Origin of the sequence: Prodigiosinella confusarubida, from assembly GCF_002847015.1 — a bacterium.
Classification (GTDB): Bacteria; Pseudomonadota; Gammaproteobacteria; order Enterobacterales; family Enterobacteriaceae; genus Prodigiosinella; species Prodigiosinella aquatilis.
Genome location: NZ_CP025085.1, coordinates 1,322,652 through 1,347,372, shown reverse-complemented (window position 1 = coordinate 1,347,372; position 24,721 = coordinate 1,322,652). Strand labels below are relative to the sequence as shown.

Sequence of the window (24,721 nt, the reverse complement as noted above, 5' to 3'; positions counted from 1 at the left end):
CTTTATTTGGGCTAGAATCCGGTAAATTCACTTCGTTTTTTTCAGATTGACACAATGGCATACATCGTAGCCTTAACTGGCGGTATTGGTAGCGGTAAAAGTACAGTAGCGGAGGGCTTCTCCAAATTGGGGATAACCACCATTGATGCGGACATTATTGCCCGCCAGATTGTTGAGCCTGGTAAACCGGCACTGAAAAAAATTGTACAAAAATATGGTACTGCCATACTTAACACTGATGGTACTCTCAACCGCGCCGCACTGCGTGAACGTATTTTCTCGGCTCCAGAAGACAAACAGTGGCTGAACAACTTGCTCCACCCACTGATCAGCGCAGAAACACAACGCCAGCTACAGATTGCGCCTGGTCCCTACGTCTTATGGGTTGTCCCTCTTTTAATCGAGAATAATTTACAGCAGCGAGCACAACGCATTCTGGTCGTGGATGTCTCCCCGGAAATCCAGTTGGAACGCACTCTTGCCCGCGATGGAATCAGTCGCCAGCAAGCGAAAAATATACTGTCATCCCAGGCGACACGGGAACAGCGCCTGGCTTGTGCCAATGATATCATTGACAATAACGGTAGCCCGAGCGATCTCGCTCCGCGCATTGCTGCTTTACATCAACGTTATCTTGAGTTGGCAGCAACAGACAGGATTACTAATAATGAGTGATGTTTCATCAACGATTTTATTTGAATATCCACTAAATGAGAAAATGCGCACCTGGTTACGCATTGAGTTTTTACTACAGCAGATGTGTGACAATCATGCACTGAACGATATCGGAACTGCACTGACATTCTTCCGTGCCATCGCGGATATGCTGGATATTCTTGAGCGTGGCGATCCTCGGCCTGAATTACTGAAAGAGCTAGAACGCCAACAACATAAGCTATTGCAGTGGAGTGAAGTACCTGGTGTCGATATGGAGCGCATTAATACTCTACGACAAAACCTGAAACAACAGTCCACCAACCTGGTATCAGCCCCTCGGATGGGACAAGGCCTACGGGAAGACCGTCTCATCGGCATGGTGCGTCAGCGGCTCAGTATTCCCGGTGGTTGTTGCAGCTTCGATTTACCTACTCTGCATATCTGGCTGCATCAGTTGCAGGAGCAGAAGACTAGCCAGATATCTGACTGGATGAGTTCACTTTCTCCGTTGAAACACTCACTGGATATGATTCTGGAACTGATCCGCTACTCTGGAATATTTCGTCCGCAAACCAGTCTGAACGGTTTTTATCAGGGCAACGCCGCCGATACCGATTTGCTGCGTTTACGTATAGAGCTGGAGAACCAACTCTATCCACAAATTTCTGGTCACAAAACTCGTTATGCCATTCGCTTCTTACCATTGGATAGCGAACATGGACAAATTCCGCCACGTTTGCTGTTTGAACTGGCCTGCTGTTAGGAGAAAACAATGGATGACAATATCACCACAGTAAAATGCCCGACCTGTGCCAAACTGGTAGTCTGGGGCAAACAAAGCCCTTATCGCCCTTTCTGCAGCAAACGCTGCCAACTTATCGATCTTGGAGAATGGGCAGATGAAGAGAAATACATTCCCAGTAATGAAGACATTTCTGAGAATGAAAACTGGAGCGAACAGAAAGACTAATCTGGTGGTGGGAATCTCAGCGACTTAGTGCGTTTTCAACCAGCGGATCATCTCTGCATTTGCTGGTGGAAATTCATCTTCTCTTAGTTCCTCTGCAGACAACCAACGTGATGGCTGACCTTCCCGACCATAAGGCTCACCCTGCCAGTTCTCCACCAGGAAAAAATGCAATGTAATCAGGCGATCACCAATAGAAAATGTTTTGCTGTCCAGTGGTTGTGGGTCAATAGCTTCAATTCCGGTTTCTTCACACAGTTCCCGGATTAATGCCTGATCCGGTGTTTCCCCCAGCTCGACCTTTCCTCCCGGAAATTCCCACATACCCGCCATATGAACACCGGCAGGCCGACAAGCGATAAAAAACTGCCGTTGGGTATTGCGAATAATCCCCACCGCAACGGATAAAGGTTTTTGCGTCATCATATCTTCCATCACGTAAACACGGTCATTAACTCATCATGCCCGTCAACCAAGACACCTGAATATTCTAGTCTGACACGAGGAGAAGCGTCCCCTCAGGCACGCCATCCTCATGCTCACCGAAATAACATGTCCGAGTTTTCAGGCTCAGGTTATTGACCGCCTTTCATCTTATACCGAACAAACCAGTCTTATTTCTGAATACGACCGTGACATTGCTTATATTTTTTGCCAGAGCCGCACGGGCACGGGTCATTGCGGCCAATTTTACGATCGACATGAATAGGAATACCCGCAGTGACATCATCCTGATGACTTAGTTGCTGCTGACGAGCCAGGCGTTCAGCCTCTTCACGGCGTTGCTGTTCCAGCGCTTCTATCTCTTCTGGCATTCTCACCTGAACTTTACTCAAGGTGCTTATCACTTCATATTTCAGCGATTCCAGCATAGCCGCAAACATGGAAAACGACTCGCGTTTATATTCCTGTTTAGGATCTTTCTGGGCGTAACCACGGAGATGAATTCCCTGACGCAGATAGTCCATCGCCGCCAAATGCTCTTTCCACAATGAGTCCAGCGTTTGTAACATCACACCTTTCTCAAAGTTATGTATCACCTCACTGCCCACAACCTCTTCTTTCTGATGATAAACTTCCACCGCCTGTTCATAAATACGCTCGCGAAGCGTCTCTTCATGCAGCTCAGGCTCTTTATCCAGCCACTCGCTAATCGGCAGGTCCAGATCAAAATCAGCGATCAGGCGTCGTTGCAGCCCGGCGATATCCCACATTTCCTCCAGCGACTGTGGCGGAATATAGCTATCAAGCGTGGCCTTGAATACATCCTCACGAATACTGTTAATCGTCTCACTGATATCAGAAACATCAAGTAATTCATTGCGTTGACTGTAGATGGCCCGGCGCTGATCGTTGGCCACATCATCGTACTCCAGCAACTGCTTACGAATATCAAAGTTACGACTTTCGACTTTACGTTGTGCATTGGCAATCGCTTTGGTCACCCATGGGTGCTCAATGGACTCGCCTTCTTTCATACCCAGCTTACGCATCATGTTGGAAACACGATCAGAGGCAAAGATACGCATTAGTGCATCTTCCATCGACAGATAGAAGCGAGAGGAACCAGCATCGCCCTGGCGACCAGAACGGCCACGCAGTTGGTTGTCAATTCGACGGGACTCATGGCGCTCGGTACCAATGATATGCAGACCACCTGACGCCAACACCGCATCATGCCTTTTCTGCCAGGCAGCTTTAATGGCCGCGATCTGCTCTTCATCCGGGGCTTCCAGATGTGCGATTTCCGCCTGCCAGCTCCCCCCCAACACAATGTCTGTACCGCGCCCGGCCATATTAGTAGCAATCGTTACGGCACCAGGCTGCCCCGCCTGAGCAACAATATCCGCTTCCATTGCATGGAACTTGGCGTTCAATACACTGTGCTTGATGCCCGCAGCCGTCAGTGCATGTGATACGACTTCTGATTTTTCGATCGAAATAGTGCCGACCAAAATCGGCTGCCCATTGGCGGCACGATCTTTGATATCTTCAATAATCGCGTTAATTTTTTCCTGTTCGGACATGTATACTAAATCAGGCAGATCTTTACGGATCATCGGACGGTTGGTCGGGACAACAATAGTGTCCAACTTATAAATAGAACTGAATTCAAACGCTTCGGTATCCGCCGTCCCCGTCATCCCGGCCAGTTTTTCATACAGGCGGAAATAGTTCTGGAAAGTAATTGATGCCAGTGTCTGGTTTTCATTCTGAATCGTTACATTCTCTTTCGCTTCCACTGCCTGGTGTAAGCCATCAGACCAACGACGCCCCTGCATTGTACGACCCGTATGCTCATCTACGATGATTACTTCATCATCTTTAACAATATAATCAACATCTTTGGTGAATAGTACATGTGCACGCAACGCAGCAGTGATGTGATGCATCAGCATAATATTGGTCGGTGAATACAATGACTCACCCTCATCCATAATGCCTTCTTTCACCAACAACTCTTCAATCACCACCAGACCGCGCTCAGTCAGGTTAACCTGACGCGCTTTTTCATCTACAGAGAAGTGACCTTCTCCCTGGAAAGTGTCTGAATCCTCCTTTTCTTGACGAATCAAGTAAGGAATGATTTTGTTAACGCGGATATAAAGTTCGGAACTGTCTTCTGCCGGACCGGAAATAATAAGTGGGGTACGGGCTTCATCGATCAGAATGGAGTCAACTTCATCCACCAACGCATAATAAAGCTGGCGCTGTACGCGTTCTTCCGGGCTGAAAGCCATATTGTCACGCAGGTAGTCAAAGCCGTATTCATTATTGGTACCATAGGTAATATCAGCACCATACGCTTCGCGTTTCGCAGGAGCAGGCATGCCAGGCAGGTTAATTCCCACCGTCAAGCCAAGAAATTCAAACAGCGGGCGGTTATTCTCAGCATCACGCTGCGCCAGATAATCATTCACCGTCACAACATGCACACCGCGTCCGGTCAAAGCATTCAGATAAGCCGGTAGCGTTGCAGTTAGCGTTTTACCCTCACCAGTACGCATTTCTGCAATGCAGCGCTCATTAAGTACTATCCCGCCCATTAACTGCACATCGAAATGACGCATGCCAAAAACACGCTTACTGGCTTCACGCACCACCGCAAAAGATTCAGGTAACAATGCTTCTAACTTCTCACCATTTTTAAGACGTTCGCGGAATTCCTGGGTTTTCGCTTTCAGTGCCTCATCAGAAAGCGCTTCCATATCGGGCTCGAGACGATTAATCACATCCACCACTTTACGCATACGGCGCAAAGTACGATCGTTACGACTACCAAAAACTTTGGTTAAAAATTTCATTAACATAGTAATTTTAATCTCAACAATGCCATTCTTTCAGTAATGGCATAACATCAGAAAATTTCAGGAAACTATAACTCGTCGCTATAGCGTTAACGTTATCGGCGTTACGCACAAGGACCCGCTCGAATACCCTGAGTCTGAGCCAACCAGAGTCCGGGCTGATGAATAACAGAAGGGAGAGGGAAATGATATTCCGCCGCAACAGACAACGTTAGCGGTTTGACTTCATGCGTCAACAGTGCATTCAGTGTCTCAAGTAATACCTGATGGTGTACAGTAGACGGAGATTCAGACGGCACAAAATTACTTGACTGGGGAATAGTCAGTGCAAAAGACAAATGGCGAATCACCGTGCGTATGGCATGTCGATGCCAGTAATCAACGCTAAACGATGAACGGCGGTGTGAATCCTTCAACGCCACCAGGTCAGTAAAATCAAAAGAAACCGAATTCTGGCGGCTTATTGCCGAAGAGGAATTTGATAGTGACGACGGATTCTGCGATTCTCCCAGACTGTTAGGCAAACCAAGACTCGCCGCGACCATCCCCAACAGAAGATGCGGCCAGAAATAACGCCTACCAAATTGTCGCCAACGATTTAGAATACCAATCACAAGTTTACTGTCCGTCGGAGCCTGCGTTATGCGTGATAGCCGCCCACATTCATTGGAATATCTTTTCGATAGCGCATCGGATGCGAAAAATAGTCCACTACGGGATATCCAGCAACGCGCTATCGCATTATTAAAACTTAATCGGGCCGTTAGCGCACTATTACCGACACAACTGCACCCCTGGTGCCGGGTCGCCAATTACCGACACAATCTGTTAGTGCTTGAAACCGCTAATGCCAGTTGGATGATGCGGTTACGTTATGAACAGCCAACGCTGCTCTCTGCACTACGTGCACAAATACTACCATCATTAGCTGCGATCGACATCAGGATTAATCCAGAGATGGCCGCAAAAGCGTATGAAAAAGAGAGAAAAGAAGCATCACCACACACAGAGAGATCATCTACGACGGCATTAAGAAAACTGAGTCCACAAAGTGCTGATATGTTGAAGGGATTGGCAAATCAAAGTCCAGAGGGATTAAAACGAGTGTTAGAACGACTGGCATCGCTGGCCGGAGAGAGTACCAGCAAAAACCAGTCGTAGCAGTAATCAGAATCTTTGGCTATCAGGCCAACACAGTAGAAGGTGCTTTGAAAGCCAAAGGCATTTCAGCCTCGTTTTCAAAGGTGACATATTCCCATGCTTCCTGTTTCGCCAGCACAGCCTGCAACAGCTTGTTGTTAAGCGCGTGACCTGACTTAAATGCCGTGAATGCACCGATGATGTTATGACCACACATAAACAAATCACCAATCGCGTCTAACATTTTGTGACGGACAAATTCATCATCAAAACGCAAACCATCTTCATTTAAGACACGATAATCATCAACGACGATAGCGCAATCGAAACTGCCGCCCAGGCACAACCCTCGAGACTGCAGATATTCAATATCACGCATAAAGCCAAACGTGCGTGCCCTGCTGATCTGACGAACAAAAGCATCAGCGGAAAAATCCAGACAATAACGCTGAGAACCGGCACCAATCGCTGGGTGATTAAAGTCGATGGTAAAATCCAAGCTAAAACCATTAAATGGTGTCAACTCAGCCCATTTATCACCGTCTTCAACACGCACAGGCTGTTTGATTCGAACGAACTTTTTAGCACAGTTCAGCTCTTCAATACCCGCATCCAACAGTAAATAAACAAATGGGCTGGCGCTGCCATCCATGATTGGAATTTCAGGTGCATCAACATCAATAACAATGTTATCAATGCCCAAGCCAGCGAGCGCGGCATTCAGATGTTCTACTGTAGAAATACGAACATCATGCTCATTAACCAAGCAAGTACAAAGCATGGTATCACGCACTGATTTTGCGTCAGCCGGAAAATCAACCGGTGGATTCAAGTCAGTACGGCGATAGATGACCCCGGTATTAGCCGGTGCAGGGCGCATAGTCAAGGTGACTTTCTTGCCGGTATGCAAACCGACCCCTGTCGCCTGTACAATACGCTTTAAAGTTCGTTGTTTGATCATCGTTTTATCTCGCAATTATCTGAACCTACGGCCTTAGTTTATACAAAGGCCGACGGCACAGTTTAGCACAAAGAGCGGAGATGCCAACCTTACGGTCAGATTAATCAGCCTGCTTACGCAAAAAGGCAGGAATATCCAGATAATCAGGCTCTTTATTAGTCTGAGTATTCGGATCATTCACCACTTTCGCGGCTGGTTTCTCCTGCGTCAACGGTGTCATACCATGTTGCTGGTAACGGTGATCCATGACAGGTTGACTGCTTTGTTTATTCGTAACCAAGGTGATTTCTGGACGCTTATCCATACCGATACCGGTAGCAACAACCGTTACACGCAGTTCATCATTCATATCTGGGTCCAACGATGTACCGATAACCACAGTTGCATTGTCAGATGCAAATGCGCGAATGGTATTACCAACAGTTTCAAATTCATCCAGACGCAGATCGAAACCGGCAGTGATGTTAACCAGCACACCACGCGCGCCAGACAGATCAATATCCTCCAGCAACGGACTGGAAATTGCCATCTCAGCCGCTTCTTCAGCACGATCTTCACCACGAGCGACACCTGACCCCATCATGGCATAACCCATTTCAGACATCACGGTACGCACGTCTGCAAAGTCCACATTCATCAAACCCGGACGAGTAATCAGCTCAGCAATCCCCTGTACCGCGCCTTTCAATACGTCGTTTGCCGCACCAAAAGCGTCCAGCAGCGAAATACCACGCCCCAGCACTTTCAACAATTTGTCATTTGGAATCGTAATCAAAGAGTCCACATGTTTGGACAACTCTGCAATCCCTTGCTCGGCAAAAGCCATTCGCTTTTTACCTTCAAAATTAAACGGTTTGGTAACCACCGCAACCGTAAGAATGCCCAAATCTTTTGCCACTTCGGCCACGACAGGAGCGGCACCAGTACCCGTCCCCCCCCCCATGCCAGCAGCGATGAATACCATATCCGCACCTTCCAGCGCAGTGCGCAGTGCTTCACGATCTTCTTCTGCTGAATTGCGTCCCACTTCCGGGTTTGCGCCAGCCCCCAGACCTTTGGTAATACCACTACCGATCTGAATGGTCTGACCTACCGCGGTTTTGCGCAGTGCCTGTGCATCGGTGTTTACCGCAAAGAATTCAACACCTTCAATGCGTTCACGCACCATGTGTTCGACAGCGTTACCGCCACCGCCACCAACGCCGATGACTTTAATCACCGCGTCATTGGTTAATTCCATAGGTTCAAACATAATTTCTCTCCGTTTTGTGCCTGTGTTACTTCGAGATCAAAAAAGTTGTGCCAAAAGATCTCTTTTGATAACCATTAAAATTCTTTTCTCAGCCAGCTGTTCAGGCGTTTAAACCAGTTGCTCACTGAGGCGCGTTTTTCAACTTCATGCTCACCATTAAGATGAGATTCTTTGCCATAATGCAGTAACCCCACGGCTGTAGAGTAGTAAGGCTCCTGCGCATAATCCGTTAAACCTGTAATATTCAAAGGCTGCCCAATGCGCACTTGCGTATGGAAAACACGCTGAGCACATGCTGCCAGACCGTCAATCTGCGCCGCACCACCTGTCAGCACGATTCCGGCGGCCAGATGATGTTTTACGCCTTGCTGACGTAACTGCTCCTGCAACTGTAAAAGTTCATCGTTTACCAGATTCAATAACTCGGTGTAACGCGGCTCAATCACCTCGGCCAGTGTCTGACGCTGCAAACTCCGCGGCGGGCGTCCCCCCACACTGGGTACTTCTACACTCTCATCTTTACTGACAACAGCACCGAGAGCGCAGCCATAGCGCACTTTAATTGCTTCAGCATCTGTTGGCGGTGTCCCAAACGCATAGGCAATGTCACTGGTCACTACGTTACCCGCATAAGGAATTACCTTGGTGTGACGTAATGCCCCACCGGTGTAGACCGCCATATCCATGGTGCCACCACCAATATCCACCACACAGACACCGAGCTCACGTTCATCTTCCGTCAACACCGCATAACTGGATGCCAGACCGGCAAAAATAAGCTGATCGACCTTAAGACCACAACGCTCCACGGCTTTGACAATGTTCTTTGCCATATCGTTGTGGCAGGTAATCAAGTGCACTTTCGCCTGCATACGCACACCAGATAATCCCACTGGATTTTTTATCCCTTCCTGATAATCAATGGCATATTCCTGTGGGATAACATGCAAAATGCGGTGTTCATCACGTACACGTACCGATTTAGCGGTATGTACGACACTTTCCACGTCTTCCGGCGTCACTTCTTCTTCTGAAATCGGCACCATGCCGATTTCATTCTGACAGCTGATATGCTTGCCGGATAATGCCAGATAGACCGATGAAATCTGGCAATCCGCCATCAACTCCGCCTGATCGATGGCACGCTGTACACACTTAACCACCGATTCAAGATCGTTGACGCCACCTTTATCCATGCCCCGTGATGGGCAACTCCCCACCCCGATAATATTGACCATTCCATCAGGCAGAACCTCTCCCACCAGTGCAGCCACCTTAGCTGTACCGATTTCCAGCCCAACTACCAGTTTTCTGTCCGTCGACTTGATCATTGCTCTTTAGCCTGTGCTTGATTTGGTTGCTGATTACCGTTCTTGTGCTGATCAATGTCTTGTTTCTGATCAATAAACGCCTGACCCCAACCTACTGCTGCACCAGAGTCATAACGTAAATCCACATAATCTATACGCTTATTTTCACTCTGTGCCTGCCGTTGTAACAGCGGATAAAGCTCCATAAAGCGTTGTAGACGACAGGTTCTATCATCTCGCCCTAACTCCAGACGGACATCATCATCCAGTTCCACTTTCCATGAATGACGTGCACTCATCGTCACGGTTTTCAACGTAAATTTTCCGGCCGCCAATATCTGGTTCACGGCTCGATATCCTTCAAGTACATCTTTCTGACTGCCTTCCGGTCCATACAGCATCGGCATTTTTTTATTGCCGATACGTTCTGCTGGTACGCTGAAAGAATTTCCTTCACTATCAATCATAAGCAGGTCATTCCAACGCGCGAAAGGCACATATTCAACCACATGAATCTTCAATTCATCGGGCCACTGCTTACGAACACTGACCTGTTTAATCCAGGGCAAACGTTCAATCTGCTGCTGAATAACATTCACATCCTGAGTCATGAATGTGCCTGGCGGTCCCAATGATAAAATCGCCTGCCGAATATCATCATTGGTGGTGTAATGTCGTTCACCGGTCACCACCAGTCTGGATAATGGCAGATGGCTGGCATCCTTCATCCAGCTCAATACCATCCAACTGCCCCAGATAATCGTACCCACCACCATCAACAGGAAAATAATTCCAGCCAGTTGACTACCATTACTACGGCGCGCACCGTTTAATTCTGGCTCATGTCCACGCGTGTTCAGCGCCGCCTGCGACATATCAACCAGCCAATTCCAAAATTCTGGCAACCAATTGAGAGAACGTGAAGCCACGCTGTTTGGCCGCCATAGGCACCAGACTATGGCTGGTCATTCCCGGCGACGTATTCACTTCCAGTAAATAAAACGCGCCATCGCTGTCCATCATCACATCCACTCGTCCCCAGCCACTGCAACCAAGAGCCTGGTATGCATCCATCGCCAGAGAGGCCAGGTAGTGCTCTTGTTTGTCAGACAGGCCACTCGGGCAGAAATACTGTGTCTCATCCGACAGGTACTTTGCCTCGTAGTCATAGAAAGTACCTGTTGCCTGAATCCGTATAGAAGGCAGTACCTCATCGCCCAGAATGCCAACCGTGAATTCCGGTCCGCTAAGACATTTCTCGACCAGTACCTCATCATCATGGTGAAAGGCCTCTTCCAGTGCTGAGTGCAACGCATCAGCCTGTTCAACCTTACTCATACCAACGCTGGAACCTTCACGGCTGGGCTTCACGATCAACGGCATACCCAGATGTGCCACCTGTTGTATCAAACGGCTCGAATCCATTTGCAGGAACTGCTGACGGTTCAAGACCACATAAGGTGAAACAGGCAAACCTGATGCCTGCCAAACCAGTTTGGTACGGCGCTTATCCATCGTAAGTGCCGAGGCCATAACACCACTGCCAGTGTAGGGCAGTTGTAAAAATTCCAGCACACCTTGCAAAGTACCGTCTTCACCACCGCGCCCATGGAGCGCGATAAAGGCTTTGGTAAATCCCTCGTCCTTTAAATGAATGACCGGGAAATCACGGATATCCACAGCATAGGCATCAATACCAGCCTCTTTCAGACCGGACAGAACTGCCTGCCCGGACAGCAAAGAGACTTCGCGTTCAGCGGAGATTCCACCAAGCAGTACAGCAACTTTCTCCGTCATGATGTCCTCACTCATTAATTTGTGGTCGTAATTGAGATTCAGCCAGCTTACGTGCCAGCTTGCCGATATTTCCGGCCCCCTGAACCAAGACCAAATCCTCACCCTGCAGCGCATGTGACAATAATTCTGGCAATACATCCACATCAGGAACCAAAATAGGATCAATCCTGCCTCGACCACGAATCGTACGGCATAGCGAACGGCTATCGGCCCCCGGGATCGGTGACTCACCTGCGGGGTAAACATCCAACATCAACAAAACATCGACCTGAGAAAGCACATGGGCAAAATCATCGTACAAATCACGGGTACGCGTGTAGCGATGTGGTTGAAAAATCATCACCAACCGTTTGTCCGGCCAACCCGCGCGCGCAGCTTTAATCGTGGCATCCACTTCCGTTGGGTGATGGCCGTAATCATCGACCAACATGGCCGAACCACTTTTACCGTTGACCAACGCCAACGGGAATTCGCCAAGAAAATCGAACCGGCGTCCCGTTCCCTGAAAGCGAGCCAGCGCCCGCAAGATCGCGTCATCATCGATACCCTCTTCAGAGGCCACCGCCACCGCTGCTGCCGCATTCAGCGCATTGTGACGTCCTGGCGCATTCAGCGTCACATCCAGCAACGGCTTACCCTGACGGGCTAGCGTAAAATGTCCCTGCGCACCAACCTGGCGATAACTGGCGATACGCACATCGGCATCGTCACTGAAACCATAAGTAGTAATGTAGCGCCCCACCCGCGGTAACAGTTCACGGATAACCGGGTCGTCCAAACACATCACGGCATGCCCATAGAAAGGCAGGTTATGCAGAAAATTGATAAACGTCTGTTTAAGCGTCTCAAAATTACCCTGATAAGTGTCCATGTGGTCTGCTTCAATATTCGTCACAATGGCGGCCATTGGCTGCAAGTGTAAAAATGAGGCATCACTCTCATCAGCTTCGGCAATCAGGTAACGACTGGATCCCAGGCGCGCATGAGCACCCGCCGCTTTCACCAATCCACCGTTGACAAACGTAGGATCCAGCCCTGCTTCTGCATAAATACTGGTAACCAACGCGGTGGTGGTGGTTTTACCATGCGTCCCCGCGATGGCAATACCGTGGCGAAAGCGCATCAACTCCGCCAGCATTTCAGCCCGACGAATCACCGGAATACGAGCTTCATGAGCCGCGATAATTTCCGGGTTGTCCGCCGAAATAGCACTGGACACCACTACCACACTCGCATCGCTCACATTTTCCGGACGATGATGGAAATAAATTTGAGCGCCCAACTCACTCAACTGTTGAGTAACGGCATTCGGTGCCAGATCAGAACCACTAATTTGGTACCCTTCATTAGCCAATACTTCGGCGATACCACCCATGCCGGCACCACCGATGCCAACAAAGTGGATGTGCCGGACACGATGCATCTCGGGCACGATTGAACGCAGTTTCGCCAGTTGTTGTGTATTCACTTTTTCCTATCGCAACCTACATTAAGCACCGGACAGTTATCCGGCTATTTTTATCATTAACAATGAGCCGCATCCGCAACCCGATGGCCTGCCGCCTTAACCACTTCCGCCGCAACCCGTTCAGTAGCATCGGGAATGGCCACGGTTCTGGCCTTTTGCGCCATGGCTTGCAGAGTGACGCGATCCCATCCCATCAGTGTTTCAGTTACCGTCTCAACGCTGAACTGTGCCTGCTCTATAATTTTGGCCGCTCCCGCTTTCTCAAGCGGTAACGCATTCCAATATTGCTGGCGGTCTTTGTGCTGAAATGGCACAAACAGCGCGGGTAATCCTGCCACTGCGATTTCACTGACCGTCAGCGCGCCTGCGCGGCAAACGACAACATCCGCCCAGGCATAGGCCGCTGCCATATCATCAATAAATTCGCTAATCTTGTGCTGTTCTTGCCCGGCCTGAAGGTAAGCGGCCTGCACATCTGCCAACGCACCTTTACCTACCTGATGCCAGATGGTGAACTGCTCACCCAGTCTGGCCGCGACACCGGGCATCGTTTGGTTAAGCACTCTCGCTCCCTGACTGCCACCTATCACCAGAATCCGGATCGGACCGCGGCGTTCGACTAAACGTTCAGCAGGCAAAGGCAAAGCCAACACGTCGGTACGAACCGGATTGCCCACCACATCAGCTCCGGGGAACGCACCAGGAAAAGCCTGAAGCACTTTTCTGGCAATACGGGAAAGCCAACGGTTGGTTAACCCCGCAATACCATTCTGCTCATGCAGTACCACCGGAATGCCGCACAGCCAAGCGGCCAAACCACCGGGACCAGACACATACCCGCCCATTCCCAGCACCACATCTGGCTGGTAGCGACGCATAATCGCCTGAGCCTGGCGTACCGCACGGAAGATACGCAGCGGAGCACACAACTGAGCTTTAAGCCCTTTTCCCCGCAGGCCGGAAATACGGATGAAATCAATGTCGATACCATGCTTTGGCACTAAATCCGCTTCCATACGATCAGCCGTTCCTAACCAACGTACCTGCCAGCCCTGCGCCATCAAATGATGTGCCACAGCCAATCCAGGGAAAACATGCCCCCCGGTTCCTCCGGCCATCACCATCAAACGCTTGCCTTTGCCACTCATCGGGCACTCCTCGTAAACGCCTGCGCTTTCGTCAGTCGCGTTTCAAAATCAATGCGCAGCAACAGTACGATGGCGGTCGACATGATTAACAGACTCGAACCACCGTAACTGATCAGCGGCAATGTCAACCCTTTGGTCGGCAACATGCCCGCAGCGGCGCCAACATTAACCAGAATCTGAAAGCTAAACCAAATACCGATTGAACAGGCCAGAAATCCGGAAAACCGTTGATCAATTTCCAGCGCCCGCCGGCCAATCGACATCGCACGAAAAGCGACGAAGAATATCATTAACAACGCTAATACCACACCAACATAGCCAAGCTCTTCGCCTAAAATCGAGAAAATAAAGTCGGTATGGGCTTCCGGCAAATACTCCAGTTTCTGTATAGAATTTCCCAGTCCTTGCCCCCACAATTCGCCTCGGCCAAACGCCATCAACGATTGTGTCAACTGATAACCGCTACCAAACGGATCATTCCATGGATCCCAGAACGAAGTGACCCGTCGAATACGATATGGCTCAGCGGCGATCAGCACGCAAACAGCAAATATTCCGCAGCCGATGATGGACAGAAACTGCCACAATTTCGCCCCTGCCAGAAACAGCATGGCCAGTGTTGTGATAAACAGCACTACCACCGTTCCCAAGTCGGGCTGGGCCAGCAATAACACCGAAATAATCACCATCACGCCCATCGGTTTACAAAAGCCCCAGAAGTTATTACGAACTTCATCAACCTTGCGCACCATATAACTGGAGAGGTAGCAAAACAGCGCCAGTTTCGATAGTTCTGCCGGCTGTATACGTAAAGGCCCGAACGAAATCCAGCGTGATGCGCCATTCACCGACCCCCCGATCACCAGAACCACCAGCAACAATGCCAGAGAAATCAGCAAAAACACGGCACTGTAACGTTGCCACATCGCCATTGGGATACGCATGGTGATCAGCGACAGAGCAAAAGCCAACCCCAGGTACAGTGCATCACGCTTGGCGAACAAAAATGGATCATTCGCCAGACGCTGACCTATCGGCATGGACGCGGAAGTCACCATGACAAGCCCCAACACCGCCAGCCCCAGCGTCAACCATACCAACGTCCGGTCATACAGTACGGTACTGAGGTTGTCGCTTTCACGCGTCCCCATTACCCAACTTTTCAGCCGCCCTAAGATGGCCAACCGAACGATACTCATTATCCCAGCTCCTCTGCCAGACGAGCGAACTCATCGCCGCGCTGTTCAAAACTTCGGAATTGGTCAAGACTGGCGCAGGCAGGTGACAGCAACACAACATCCCCGGCTCTTGCCCGATCGGCAATCAGATGCATTGCCTGCGTCATCGTTTCTGTCTGCTCAGCTATTTCAGGCCGCAGTGCCGCCAGCAATCCACCATCGCGACCAAAGCAATAAAGACGGATATTGTCACCCTGGATATAGGTCAGTAGTGGTGAGAAATCCGCGGACTTACCATCCCCGCCTAACAACAGATGCAGCGTGCCATCGACAACCAGTCCACTTAATGCGGCTTCCGTACTGCCGACGTTGGTCGCTTTCGAATCGTTAATCCAGCGAATCCCCCGGCGTTCCAGCACCAGTTGAAAACGGTGCGCCAGACCAGTAAAAGTGGTCAGGGCTGTCAAGGCTGATGAGCGTGGAATGCCGACTGCATCTGCCAATGCCAGTGCGGCCAAGACATTGGTGTAGTTATGCTGTCCGACCAGTTTGATTTCACGCGTGTTGATGACACGCTCACCTTTAACCCGCAACCAGGTTTCCCCCTGCTGACGGTTAAGATGATAATCACCCACATCCACACCAAAACTGAGGCATCGCTCATCAGCGCCACGGATTGGCATCGTGAGTGCGTCATCCGCGTTCACGATACAGACCTTGGCATTCTCATAAATACGGAGTTTGGCCGCACGATACTGCTGCAACCCCAGCGGATAGCGGTTGGTATGATCTTCCGTCACGTTCAGAATGGTTGCTGCCGCCGCATGCAGGCTACTGGTGGTTTCCAGTTGGAAGCTCGATAACTCCAGCACATACAATTGGCATTCCTGCTTCAGCAATTGCAACGCCGGTACACCGATATTTCCCCCCACACCCACAGCCCAACCTGCCGTACGAGCCATATCCCCGACCAGCGTGGTAACAGTACTTTTACCATTGGAACCGGTGATAGCCACGATAGGCGCTTGCGCCTCGCGGCAGAACAGTTCGATATCACCCACAATTTCAATGCCTGCCTCTGCGGCAGAACCAAGCACGGGTGTAGATAATGCAATACCGGGGCTGGCGACAATCAGATCGGCGCTCATTAACCAATCGTCATGCAAACCTCCCAGATAACGCTCAACATGTTCCGGCAGTTTGTCCAGGCCTGGCGGACTGATACGGGTATCCACCACGCGGGGTACCACCCCGCGCGTAAGGAAGAAATCAACACAGGAAAGCCCGGTCAGGCCCAACCCGATAATGACAACTTTTTTACCCTGATAGTCCATGTTTTACCGTACCTTAAGCGTTGCCAGGCCTATAAGCACCAGCATCAGCGAAATAATCCAGAACCGGACAATAACCCGCGGCTCCGGCCATCCTTTAAGCTCGTAATGGTGATGAATCGGCGCCATACGGAAAATACGCTGACCGCGAAGCTTAAACGATCCCACCTGCAAAATGACCGACAGCGTCTCAACCACAAAGACACCGCCCATGATGAGCAGCAAAAATTCCTGACGCAGTAACACAGCAATCGTGCCCAGCGCGCCCCCCAGAGCCAGAGATCCGACATCGCCCATGAAAACCTGTGCCGGATAGGTGTTGAACCATAGAAAACCCAATCCGGCACCGACAATAGCGGTACACACAACCACCAATTCGCTGGCATGGCGAATATAGGGAATATGCAGGTAACTGGCGAAATTCATGTTCCCAGTTGCCCATGCCACCAACGCGAACCCCCCTGCCACAAACACCGTTGGCATAATCGCCAGGCCATCCAGGCCATCGGTCAGGTTGACCGCATTGCTGGTGCCGACAATCACAAAATAGGCCAACACGATATACATCAACCCCAGTTGCGGCATGATGTCTTTAAAAAATGGCACCACCAGTTGGGTAGCTGGCGTGCCTTTGCCAATGGCATACATGGAAAACGCCACCGCCAGCGCCAGCAGCGACTGCCAGAAGTATTTCCAGCGGGCAATCAACCCCTTGGAGTCTTTACGCACAACTTTACGATAGTCATCCACAAAACCGACGATGCCATAACCCACCAAAACCAGCAGTACGCACCAGACATAAGGATTGGACAGATTGACCCACATCAATACCGAAATAATGATGGAGGCCAGAATCATCACGCCCCCCATCGTCGGTGTTCCACGTTTGCTGAAATGGGACTCCGGTCCTTCATTACGTACAACCTGACCAATCTGTAAACGTTGCAGCCAGGCAATCAGGTGCGGCCCCATCCAGAGCGAAATAATTAATGCAGTCAGCAGGCTGACAATGGCTCGAAACGTCAGATAGGAAAAGACGTTAAAGCCGGAATAGAATTTGACCAAATGCTCGGCCAGCCAGACTAACATGTTGCATTCTCCTTTAATGCGCGCACTACTTGCTCCATTGCAGCACTGCGTGAACCTTTAACCAAAATGGTAATCGTTTTATGTTCTGTAACTAAAGCCAGCAACCGGACAATCAGTGCCGGTTTGTCATGAAAATGTTCACCTTGTCCGCTGGACTGGCTGATCAGTTCACTCAATGTTCCTACACTCAGTACGTTATCAATCCCGGCAAGACAGGCGGCTTCTCCGACCTGACGATGACACGCCGGAGCATCCGCGCCTAATTCCGCCATATCGCCGACCACCATGACACGATATCCCGGCATTTCAGCCAGCGTCTGCACGGCAGCAATCATCGATCCGACATTGGCGTTATAGCTGTCATCCAGCAGTAATTTCCCGTCCGCCAGCTCAATTGGAAATAATCTTCCTGGTACCGCCTGCAATTGGGCCAAACCGGCCTTAACCGCTTCCGGCGAGGCACCCACCGACATAGCCAATGCCGCGGCCGCCAATGCATTGGCGATATTGTGCTGGCCTGGTAAGGGCAACGTTATGGCGATCTGTCCATGCGGACTATGCAACGTGAACGATGTGCACTGACCGCTAACCACAATATCGCTGGCAAAAAAATCGATATCGCCATCAGCCTGCGGCGAAAAGCTCCACACAGTTTTATCCGTTAACAGCGCTTGCCAGTGCGGCCAATCATTACTGTCCGCATTAATAATGGCGATCCCGTGTTCGGACAGACCATTGAAAATCTCACCTTTCGCCTGCGCCACTCCAGCCAAAGAACCAAAACCTTCCAGATGCGCCGCTGCGATGTTATTCACCAGTACACTTTCCGGACGGACCATCTTCGTGGTATAGGCAATCTCGCCGATATGGTTGGCCCCCAGCTCAATCACCGCAAAATCATGCTGCGGCGTCAGGCGTAACAATGTCAGTGGCACGCCGATATCGTTGTTAAAATTACCGGCGGTATACAGCACATTGCCACACTGGCGCAGAATCCCGGCGGTCATCTCTTTCACCGAGGTTTTCCCCGATGAACCGGTTAATGCCACGACACGGGCACGAGACTGCTGACGAACCCAGGCCGCCAACACGCCTAATGCCAGGCGAGTATCGTTGACAATCAGTTGTGGCACAGAAATATGTAAGCGCTTACTGACCAATAATGCTGCCGCGCCATTATTAACGGCATCATCGGCATAATCATGAGCATCAAATTTTTCACCCCGCAACGCGACGAACAGGCTGCCAGCAGCCAGTTTGCGGGTGTCAGTAGAAACATCGTCGATCATCAGATCTTCACCAACCAGCTCGGCGCCTAGCACCGTGGCCAGTTGCCGCAACGAGACGCTGATCATACGATGACCCCCAATAGACGAGCGACTGTAATGCGATCCGAATAATCCAGCCGCTGATTTCCTACTAGCTGATAATCTTCATGTCCTTTACCCGCCACCAGCACCACATCGTTTTCCGACGCCTGCATCACTGCACTGGTCACCGCCTCGGCCCGACCGGCAATCACCTGAACACGGCCGGCATCCATCAATCCGCTGAGAATCTCCAGCACAATTTCCTGTGGTTCTTCGCTACGGGGATTGTCGTCCGTCACGATAACCCGATCAGCCAGTTGCTCGGCGATCCCCCCCATAAGTGGGCGCTTACCTTTGTCCCGATCACCACCACAACCAAATACGCACCATAGTTTCCCTTTGCAGTGTAACCGTGCGGCCTCAAGCGCCTTTTCCAGGGCGTCCGGTGTATGTGCATAATCGACAACAACCGTCGGTTTGCCGTCAATATGAAAAACTTCCATTCTGCCGCACACCGGTTGTAGCGTAGAGCCGGTCTTGATCAGTTTGTCTAACGGATACCCCAGCGATAACAGAGTAGCCAGCGCGAGTATCAGATTGCTGACATTAAACGCGCCCATCAGTCGGCTGTTGATCGCACCTTGTCCCCAACTGGAGGCAATATGCACGGTGAAACCACTGTCGTGGTAATCAACCCGCGTCGCTTTTAACCAGCGCCCACGGCAACCCGGCACCAGATTGTTTTCCATCGTAACGGCGACCGCATCCGGCAGTTGGCTCAGCCAGCGGCGTCCGACTTCATCATCCGCGTTGATAATCGCCTGACCTACCTGATGGTCGGCAAACAACGACCATTTCGCCGCTTCGTAATGCGCCATATCACCGTGGTAATCCAGATGATCACGACTTAAATTGGTAAAGACGGCAGCAGCGAAAGGCAACGCCGCCACACGGTATTGCACCAAACCGTGGGATGACACTTCCATCGCCGCCAGCGTCGCGCCTTGTTCCACCAGCTGACTTAATACCTGTTGAACATCTACCGCAGACCCAGTGGTATTTTCCGTCGGGACGACATGCCCCAATAGCCCGTTTCCCACCGTCCCCATCACTGCACTGTGTTCACCCAATGTCTGGCTCCATTGCGCCAGTAACTGTGTCGTGGTGGTTTTACCGTTAGTCCCGGTTACCCCAATCAACTTTAATTTTTCAGCAGGTTGCTGATAAAAACGTCCCGCCAGTGCAGATAAACGCTGATTAAGGCTACTCAGATAAATTACTGGTACGCCGTGAATTTCACGCCAGGTACCATCAGGAGAATTAGCATCGGCCTCAGCGATTATCGCTGATACCCCTTGCGCAATGGCCTGCGGAATATAGTGCCGCCCATCCGTTTTATGCCCGACGATGGCAACAAACAGATCCCCGGCAGCCGCAATACGGCTGTCTAATGTCATTTCCCGCAGCGCACGCTCCGGGGCATTCTGCACCCACGGAGCCAGTAAATCGCGCAAATTACGATCGGCCACCTGAACCCTCTTTTCTGTTAATTACAAATTCGTTTTTATCACCCACAGGCAAGGCATCCGGCTCAATATTCATGGTACGCAGGACGCCGCCCATGATGGCGCCGAACACCGGCGCAGACACCGCACCACCATAATATTTCCCAGCATGAGGATCGTTAATCACCACCACCAGAGCAAAACGGGGATTACTGGCAGGCGCAACACCGGCGGTATAGGCAATATATTTGTCGATGTATTTCCCATCCGGCCCGACTTTTTTCGCCGTACCGGTTTTAATTGCAATGCGATAGCCTTTCACCGCCGCCTTGACTCCTCCGCCACCGGGTAACGCCACACTTTCCATCATGTGCACCACAGTCCGGACAATTTGCTCAGGGAAAATACGTTCACCAGGAACCGGGGGATCGACTTTGGTGATCGATAAAGGGCGGTAAATACCAAAACTACCGATGGTAGCGTAGACACGTGCCAGTTGGAGTGGTGTCACCATCAGTCCATAGCCGAAAGCAAAAGTTGCGCGTTCAAGGTCAGACCAGCGTTGCCTATCTGGGAGAAGCCCGCGGCTTTCCCCCACCAATCCCAGATTTGTCGGTTTGCCTATGCCAAAACGAGAATAAGTATCAACTAACGCCGACGCAGGCATGGCCAGTGCCAATCGCGACACCCCGACATTGCTGGATTTTTGCAGCACCCCGGTTAACGATAATTCTTTGTAATGACCTACGTCTCTGATTTCATGGCCTTTAATATAATAAGGTAGCGTATTTAGTACCGAATCGACATTGACGATATGACGTTGTAAAGCCGTCATCACGACCATTGGTTTAACCGTTGAACCCGGTTCGAAGATATCGGTGATGGCTCGGTTACGTATCGCACTGCTTGGTGTACCCGCCAGATTGTTTGGGTTATAGGAAGGGCTATTTGCCATTGCCAGCACTTCCCCCGTATTGATATCAACCAATACCGCCGTACCGGATTCAGCTTTGTTAAACGCCACTGCATTGTTCAATTCCCGGTAAACCAGCGCCTGCAAACGCTCATCAATGCTCAATATCAGATTGTGCGCTGCCTGGCCGTCAACAGAAGAGACATCTTCAATAACCCGGCCAAAACGGTCTTTCCGCACCGTGCGCTCTCCCGGCCGGCCAGTTAACCAACGGTCGAAGCTTTTTTCGACACCTTCGATGCCTTTACCATCAATATTGGTAAATCCAATCAAATGAGCCGTCACTTGTCCGGAAGGATAGTAACGACGCGACTCCTGACGCAGATTAATACCAGGAAGCTTCAACTTATGGATATATTCGCCAATTGTCGGATTAACCTGGCGAGCCAGATAAACAAAACGACTATTCGGGTTGGCATTCACTTTCGCCGCTAACTGGTCAAGGGGAATGTCCAACGCATCCGATAGTGCTTTCCAACGAGTATCCTGCGTGATCCCACCGTGGTCATTAAGATCTTTTGGGTCTGCCCACACCGCATTGACAGGCACACTCACCGCCAACGGGCGCCCGGACCGATCACTGATCATACCGCGAGAAGTGGGAATTTCCTGTACACGCAGGGAACGCATGTCGCCTTCACGCACCAACTGATCGGGATTAATCACCTGAAGGTAGGCGATTCTCAGCATCAGACCAACCATGCACAAAAGAATGCCAGCGCAGAGCAATGCAAAACGCCAGCTAACAAAGCTGGCATGTTCTTCCTGGCGTTTTAACCTTCTTGTGCGTGTTACTCTCATTATTTAGCGATGCCTATCAGTTCATTGTTTAACCACAATATTTTCCTGTGAAGGATCAACATGCTCCATGTGTAATTTTTCTGTTGCAATCTGCTCAATACGGCTATGGTCACCCAGTACATTCTCTTCCAGAATCAGATTGCGCCACTCAATATCTAATGCATCACGCTCCAACAATAACTGTTCACGCTGCGCCGTCAGTAAGCGAGTACGGTGAGTCGTCGTTACCACCAGCAGTGCAGAAACCAGAACTGCAATTAACAACAACAAGGGAAGCTTGCCATTACGCAGCAAATCTTCACCGATGACGCCAACTAAACCATGGCGCTCATTGCCCATCATGATGCCAGTCTCTCCGCAAAACGCAGTACTGAACTCCGCGCTCGCGGGTTTTCCGCGATTTCGGCGTCAGAAGGCATCATCTTTCCGGCTACCTTGAGCGTCCGCCCGCCCTGGCTACGTAGCTGATCCTCCGTCAACGGCAAACCGGCCGGAACCTGTGGTCCCCGGCTATGCTGACGGATAAAACGTTTAACAATACGATCTTCCAGGGAATGAAAACTGATAACGGAAAGCCGACCATGAGGAGCCAATACCGTCAGTGCACCGGCCAACGCCTGTTCAATCTCTTCCAACTCACTATTGATATAAATACGGATAGCCTGAAACGAACGCGTAGCTGGATGTTTATGCTTCTCACGAACCGGGCTGGCCGCAGCGATCAGTTCAGCCAATTCTTTGGTTCGCGTCAGCGGAGAGATCTTGTTGCGCTCTACAATGGCTCGTGCAATGCGCTTGGCAAAGCGCTCCTCACCAAACGTTTTTAATACCCAAACAATGTCTTCGGCTTCAGCCTTCATCAGCCATTCGGCGGCGGAGATACCACGAGTGGGATCCATGCGCATATCCAGCGGTCCATCACGCATAAACGAAAAACCACGCTCTGGATCGTCAAGCTGTGGCGATGAGACACCTAAATCGAGCAATATTCCGTCGATTTTCCCCGTCAGCTCACGTTCCTGCACGTAATCAGCCAATTCAGAAAAAGGCCCGTGGATAATAGAAAAACGCGCATCATCAATCGCACTGGCAGCCACAATCGCCTGTGGGTCACGATCGATCGCCAGCAGACGACCGTCTGGCCCAAGATGGGACAGAATAAGGCGGGAATGACCACCGCGACCAAAGGTACCGTCAATATAAATGCCGTTACTACGGATCTTCAGGCCATTAACGGCCTCATCTAACAGGACGGTGGTATGCTTATAATTTTCTACCATGACTATAGTGATAAGTCCTGTAACCGCTCAGATAACGGTTCCTGAGTTGTTTGTTCAGCGTCTATATCTTCCTTGACTTGTTGATACCAGGTCTGTTCATCCCACAGTTCAAACTTATTGAACTGGCCAACCAGCATCACTTCTTTTGTAAGTCCCGCATGTTGCCGCAACGTGGACGCTAACAATAAACGTCCGGCATTATCCATCTGACACTCACTGGCATGCCCCAGCAACAAACGCTGAACACGACGTTCGGCGGGATTCATACTCGATAAACGAGAAAGCTTTTGTTCAATAATTTCCCATTCAGGTAACAGGTAAAGCAGCAGGCAGGGCTGATGAAGATCAATGGTACAAACCATTTGACCTTGAGCTTCCTCGTTCAGTACTTCCCGGTAACGGGTTGGTACGGCAAGCCGCCCTTTACTGTCGAGATTAACCAGCGTCGCCCCACGAAACATGACTGTGTTTAATCCTTAATGGTCATTTTTACCACTTTGCCCCACAAAATCCCACTAATTAGAGTTTACGGAGGGTATTAAAAGCTTGTCAAGCAAGTGACGACGCGTCCGGTAATTATTTCCGGCGCAATTCGGAAGGGAAACGACCGTTTAAAAAACATCAAAATGGATTAATGGAGATTAAGACTGTGATAATTTAAGGAAAATTAATGACTCAAAAAATTCGACGTAAAAATATAGCGTTTTTTATTCCACAAAATATTATTTTCATTGTCACATATAGATACGTAATGTTTATATTATCGGAATAACCCGAAGAGTAATTCATGACTGATTTTTCAGCATTTTTGCACTGATGGTTTCTTGTTCAGGCTGAAATTAACATCCTATTAACATTTATTTTTGACTACATCCCATTTTTTTGACGTGGTTAACGTAATTTTTCACTTTAATTGCCGTTATGGATTCTCAAAAAAACAAAAATTTGTTTTTTTTGCAAAAATACGCTGAATAACTGTTTATATTTACAGTGTTCATTCTTCTGCCAGTGAATTATTTTCGCTATTACTTCCACACCACCATCATTTACAAACACTCAACATAAACCAATTCTACCCCATAAAAACACAACCCAATGTTTTATCTATATTTTTATGCTTTCCAAGCGATAATCAAATGAAAATTCAAATTTGAGCTAATAAAGTAACGAGAATATAGGAAAAACAGATATAAATAAAAATTTATAGCTACTTATTTATTTATAATCAGTGATGTAAACTGCACAA

Annotated in this window: 23 protein-coding genes; 4 read left to right on the top strand and 19 right to left on the bottom strand. The window is 49.8% G+C overall.

Annotated features, from left to right (window positions below; genetic code table 11):
* Positions 1-54: 54 nt before the first annotated feature.
* Genes coaE through yacG form a run of 3 tightly spaced genes read left to right on the top strand, consistent with a single transcriptional unit; the run spans position 55 to position 1,627 of the window.
* Positions 55-675, top strand: a complete 621-nt coding sequence (coaE, locus tag CWC46_RS06225; protein WP_021017119.1) for a dephospho-CoA kinase — start codon at positions 55-57, stop codon at positions 673-675.
* The gene (gene zapD, locus CWC46_RS06220) at positions 668-1,420 is read left to right on the top strand and encodes a cell division protein ZapD (RefSeq protein ID WP_021017120.1); all 753 of its coding nucleotides are present in this window, start codon (positions 668-670) and stop codon (positions 1,418-1,420) included. Before coaE ends, zapD begins: the two co-directional genes overlap by 8 nt.
* A 9-nt stretch (positions 1,421-1,429) precedes the next feature.
* On the top strand, positions 1,430-1,627 hold the full coding sequence (gene yacG / locus CWC46_RS06215) for a DNA gyrase inhibitor YacG (protein WP_021017121.1): 198 nt from the start codon (positions 1,430-1,432) through the stop codon (positions 1,625-1,627).
* 24 nt (positions 1,628-1,651) lie between these two features.
* Here yacG and mutT read toward each other — a convergent pair whose 3' ends face one another.
* From mutT to secM, 3 genes are all read right to left on the bottom strand, one after another.
* Positions 1,652-2,047: an 8-oxo-dGTP diphosphatase MutT gene (gene mutT, locus CWC46_RS06210; RefSeq protein WP_021017122.1), complete on the bottom strand. Its 396-nt coding sequence runs from the start codon at positions 2,045-2,047 to the stop codon at positions 1,652-1,654.
* Positions 2,048-2,238: 191 nt separating this feature from the next.
* Positions 2,239-4,935, bottom strand: a complete 2,697-nt coding sequence (gene secA, locus CWC46_RS06205; RefSeq protein WP_021017123.1) for a preprotein translocase subunit SecA — start codon at positions 4,933-4,935, stop codon at positions 2,239-2,241.
* 101 nt (positions 4,936-5,036) lie between these two features.
* On the bottom strand, positions 5,037-5,546 hold the full coding sequence (gene secM, locus CWC46_RS06200; RefSeq protein WP_021017124.1) for a secA translation cis-regulator SecM: 510 nt from the start codon (positions 5,544-5,546) through the stop codon (positions 5,037-5,039).
* A gap of 28 nt (positions 5,547-5,574) precedes the next feature.
* Here secM and CWC46_RS06195 point away from each other — a divergent pair, with 28 nt between their 5' ends.
* The gene (locus CWC46_RS06195) at positions 5,575-6,093 is read left to right on the top strand and encodes a DUF721 domain-containing protein (protein WP_021017125.1); all 519 of its coding nucleotides are present in this window, start codon (positions 5,575-5,577) and stop codon (positions 6,091-6,093) included.
* Between the two features lie 22 nt (positions 6,094-6,115).
* On the opposite strand, the gene lpxC is transcribed toward CWC46_RS06195, so the two are convergent.
* The 16 genes from lpxC to mraZ form a co-directional block, all read right to left on the bottom strand.
* Positions 6,116-7,033: a UDP-3-O-acyl-N-acetylglucosamine deacetylase gene (gene lpxC / locus CWC46_RS06190; protein WP_021017126.1), complete on the bottom strand. Its 918-nt coding sequence runs from the start codon at positions 7,031-7,033 to the stop codon at positions 6,116-6,118.
* Positions 7,034-7,133: 100 nt separating this feature from the next.
* Complete coding sequence (gene ftsZ, locus CWC46_RS06185) at positions 7,134-8,285, bottom strand: cell division protein FtsZ (RefSeq protein WP_021017127.1); 1,152 nt, start codon at positions 8,283-8,285, stop codon at positions 7,134-7,136.
* Positions 8,286-8,359: 74 nt separating this feature from the next.
* Entirely contained in the window at positions 8,360-9,616 is a 1,257-nt protein-coding gene (ftsA, locus tag CWC46_RS06180; protein ID WP_021017128.1) for a cell division protein FtsA, read from the bottom strand.
* Positions 9,613-10,470: a cell division protein FtsQ gene (gene ftsQ, locus CWC46_RS06175; protein ID WP_101377474.1), complete on the bottom strand. Its 858-nt coding sequence runs from the start codon at positions 10,468-10,470 to the stop codon at positions 9,613-9,615. Before ftsQ ends, ftsA begins: the two co-directional genes overlap by 4 nt.
* 1 nt (position 10,471) lies before the next feature.
* Positions 10,472-11,392 (bottom strand): D-alanine--D-alanine ligase, encoded by a 921-nt coding sequence (locus tag CWC46_RS06170; RefSeq protein ID WP_021017130.1) that lies wholly within the window; start codon positions 11,390-11,392, stop codon positions 10,472-10,474.
* A 7-nt stretch (positions 11,393-11,399) separates the two neighbouring features.
* Entirely contained in the window at positions 11,400-12,860 is a 1,461-nt protein-coding gene (gene murC / locus CWC46_RS06165; protein WP_021017131.1) for a UDP-N-acetylmuramate--L-alanine ligase, read from the bottom strand.
* A 56-nt stretch (positions 12,861-12,916) separates the two neighbouring features.
* Entirely contained in the window at positions 12,917-14,008 is a 1,092-nt protein-coding gene (gene murG / locus CWC46_RS06160) for an undecaprenyldiphospho-muramoylpentapeptide beta-N-acetylglucosaminyltransferase (protein WP_021017132.1), read from the bottom strand.
* Positions 14,005-15,207 carry a cell division protein FtsW gene (ftsW, locus tag CWC46_RS06155; RefSeq protein WP_021017133.1) on the bottom strand — a complete coding sequence of 401 codons (1,203 nt, stop codon included), beginning with the start codon at positions 15,205-15,207 and terminating at the stop codon, positions 14,005-14,007. The genes murG and ftsW overlap by 4 nt, the downstream gene beginning before the upstream one ends.
* Positions 15,207-16,520, bottom strand: coding sequence for a UDP-N-acetylmuramoyl-L-alanine--D-glutamate ligase (murD, locus tag CWC46_RS06150; RefSeq protein ID WP_021017134.1), 1,314 nt, complete (start codon positions 16,518-16,520; stop codon positions 15,207-15,209). Before murD ends, ftsW begins: the two co-directional genes overlap by 1 nt.
* Positions 16,521-16,523: 3 nt before the next feature.
* A complete protein-coding gene (mraY, locus tag CWC46_RS06145; protein ID WP_021017135.1) occupies positions 16,524-17,606 on the bottom strand; it encodes a phospho-N-acetylmuramoyl-pentapeptide-transferase in 1,083 nt (360 codons plus the stop codon).
* On the bottom strand, positions 17,600-18,961 hold the full coding sequence (murF, locus tag CWC46_RS06140) for a UDP-N-acetylmuramoyl-tripeptide--D-alanyl-D-alanine ligase (protein WP_021017136.1): 1,362 nt from the start codon (positions 18,959-18,961) through the stop codon (positions 17,600-17,602). Before murF ends, mraY begins: the two co-directional genes overlap by 7 nt.
* Entirely contained in the window at positions 18,958-20,445 is a 1,488-nt protein-coding gene (gene murE, locus CWC46_RS06135) for a UDP-N-acetylmuramoyl-L-alanyl-D-glutamate--2,6-diaminopimelate ligase (RefSeq protein ID WP_021017137.1), read from the bottom strand. Before murE ends, murF begins: the two co-directional genes overlap by 4 nt.
* A complete protein-coding gene (locus CWC46_RS06130) occupies positions 20,432-22,195 on the bottom strand; it encodes a peptidoglycan glycosyltransferase FtsI (protein ID WP_021017138.1) in 1,764 nt (587 codons plus the stop codon). Before CWC46_RS06130 ends, murE begins: the two co-directional genes overlap by 14 nt.
* Before the next feature lie 21 nt (positions 22,196-22,216).
* Positions 22,217-22,537, bottom strand: coding sequence for a cell division protein FtsL (ftsL, locus tag CWC46_RS06125; protein WP_021017139.1), 321 nt, complete (start codon positions 22,535-22,537; stop codon positions 22,217-22,219).
* Positions 22,534-23,475, bottom strand: coding sequence for a 16S rRNA (cytosine(1402)-N(4))-methyltransferase RsmH (rsmH, locus tag CWC46_RS06120; RefSeq protein ID WP_021017140.1), 942 nt, complete (start codon positions 23,473-23,475; stop codon positions 22,534-22,536). Before rsmH ends, ftsL begins: the two co-directional genes overlap by 4 nt.
* A gap of 2 nt (positions 23,476-23,477) precedes the next feature.
* The gene (gene mraZ, locus CWC46_RS06115; protein WP_021017141.1) at positions 23,478-23,936 is read right to left on the bottom strand and encodes a division/cell wall cluster transcriptional repressor MraZ; all 459 of its coding nucleotides are present in this window, start codon (positions 23,934-23,936) and stop codon (positions 23,478-23,480) included.
* Positions 23,937-24,721: the final 785 nt, after the last annotated feature.

Coding starts and splice junctions, on each gene's coding strand:
- coaE (WP_021017119.1), top strand. CDS start 55: ATGGCATACATCGTAGCCTTAACTGGCGGTATTGGTAGCGGTAAAAGT.
- lpxC (WP_021017126.1), bottom strand. CDS start 7,033: ATGATCAAACAACGAACTTTAAAGCGTATTGTACAGGCGACAGGGGTC.
- rsmH (WP_021017140.1), bottom strand. CDS start 23,475: ATGGTAGAAAATTATAAGCATACCACCGTCCTGTTAGATGAGGCCGTT.
- mutT (WP_021017122.1), bottom strand. CDS start 2,047: ATGACGCAAAAACCTTTATCCGTTGCGGTGGGGATTATTCGCAATACC.
- ftsL (WP_021017139.1), bottom strand. CDS start 22,537: ATGATGGGCAATGAGCGCCATGGTTTAGTTGGCGTCATCGGTGAAGAT.
- CWC46_RS06130 (WP_021017138.1), bottom strand. CDS start 22,195: ATGAGAGTAACACGCACAAGAAGGTTAAAACGCCAGGAAGAACATGCC.
- mraY (WP_021017135.1), bottom strand. CDS start 17,606: ATGTTAGTCTGGCTGGCCGAGCATTTGGTCAAATTCTATTCCGGCTTT.
- zapD (WP_021017120.1), top strand. CDS start 668: ATGAGTGATGTTTCATCAACGATTTTATTTGAATATCCACTAAATGAG.
- secA (WP_021017123.1), bottom strand. CDS start 4,935: ATGTTAATGAAATTTTTAACCAAAGTTTTTGGTAGTCGTAACGATCGT.
- murG (WP_021017132.1), bottom strand. CDS start 14,008: ATGAGTGGCAAAGGCAAGCGTTTGATGGTGATGGCCGGAGGAACCGGG.
- ftsW (WP_021017133.1), bottom strand. CDS start 15,207: ATGAGTATCGTTCGGTTGGCCATCTTAGGGCGGCTGAAAAGTTGGGTA.
- mraZ (WP_021017141.1), bottom strand. CDS start 23,936: ATGTTTCGTGGGGCGACGCTGGTTAATCTCGACAGTAAAGGGCGGCTT.
- ftsZ (WP_021017127.1), bottom strand. CDS start 8,285: ATGTTTGAACCTATGGAATTAACCAATGACGCGGTGATTAAAGTCATC.
- CWC46_RS06195 (WP_021017125.1), top strand. CDS start 5,575: ATGCGTGATAGCCGCCCACATTCATTGGAATATCTTTTCGATAGCGCA.
- murF (WP_021017136.1), bottom strand. CDS start 18,961: ATGATCAGCGTCTCGTTGCGGCAACTGGCCACGGTGCTAGGCGCCGAG.
- murD (WP_021017134.1), bottom strand. CDS start 16,520: ATGGACTATCAGGGTAAAAAAGTTGTCATTATCGGGTTGGGCCTGACC.
- ftsQ (WP_101377474.1), bottom strand. CDS start 10,470: ATGTCGCAGGCGGCGCTGAACACGCGTGGACATGAGCCAGAATTAAAC.
- ftsA (WP_021017128.1), bottom strand. CDS start 9,616: ATGATCAAGTCGACGGACAGAAAACTGGTAGTTGGGCTGGAAATCGGT.
- yacG (WP_021017121.1), top strand. CDS start 1,430: ATGGATGACAATATCACCACAGTAAAATGCCCGACCTGTGCCAAACTG.
- CWC46_RS06170 (WP_021017130.1), bottom strand. CDS start 11,392: ATGACGGAGAAAGTTGCTGTACTGCTTGGTGGAATCTCCGCTGAACGC.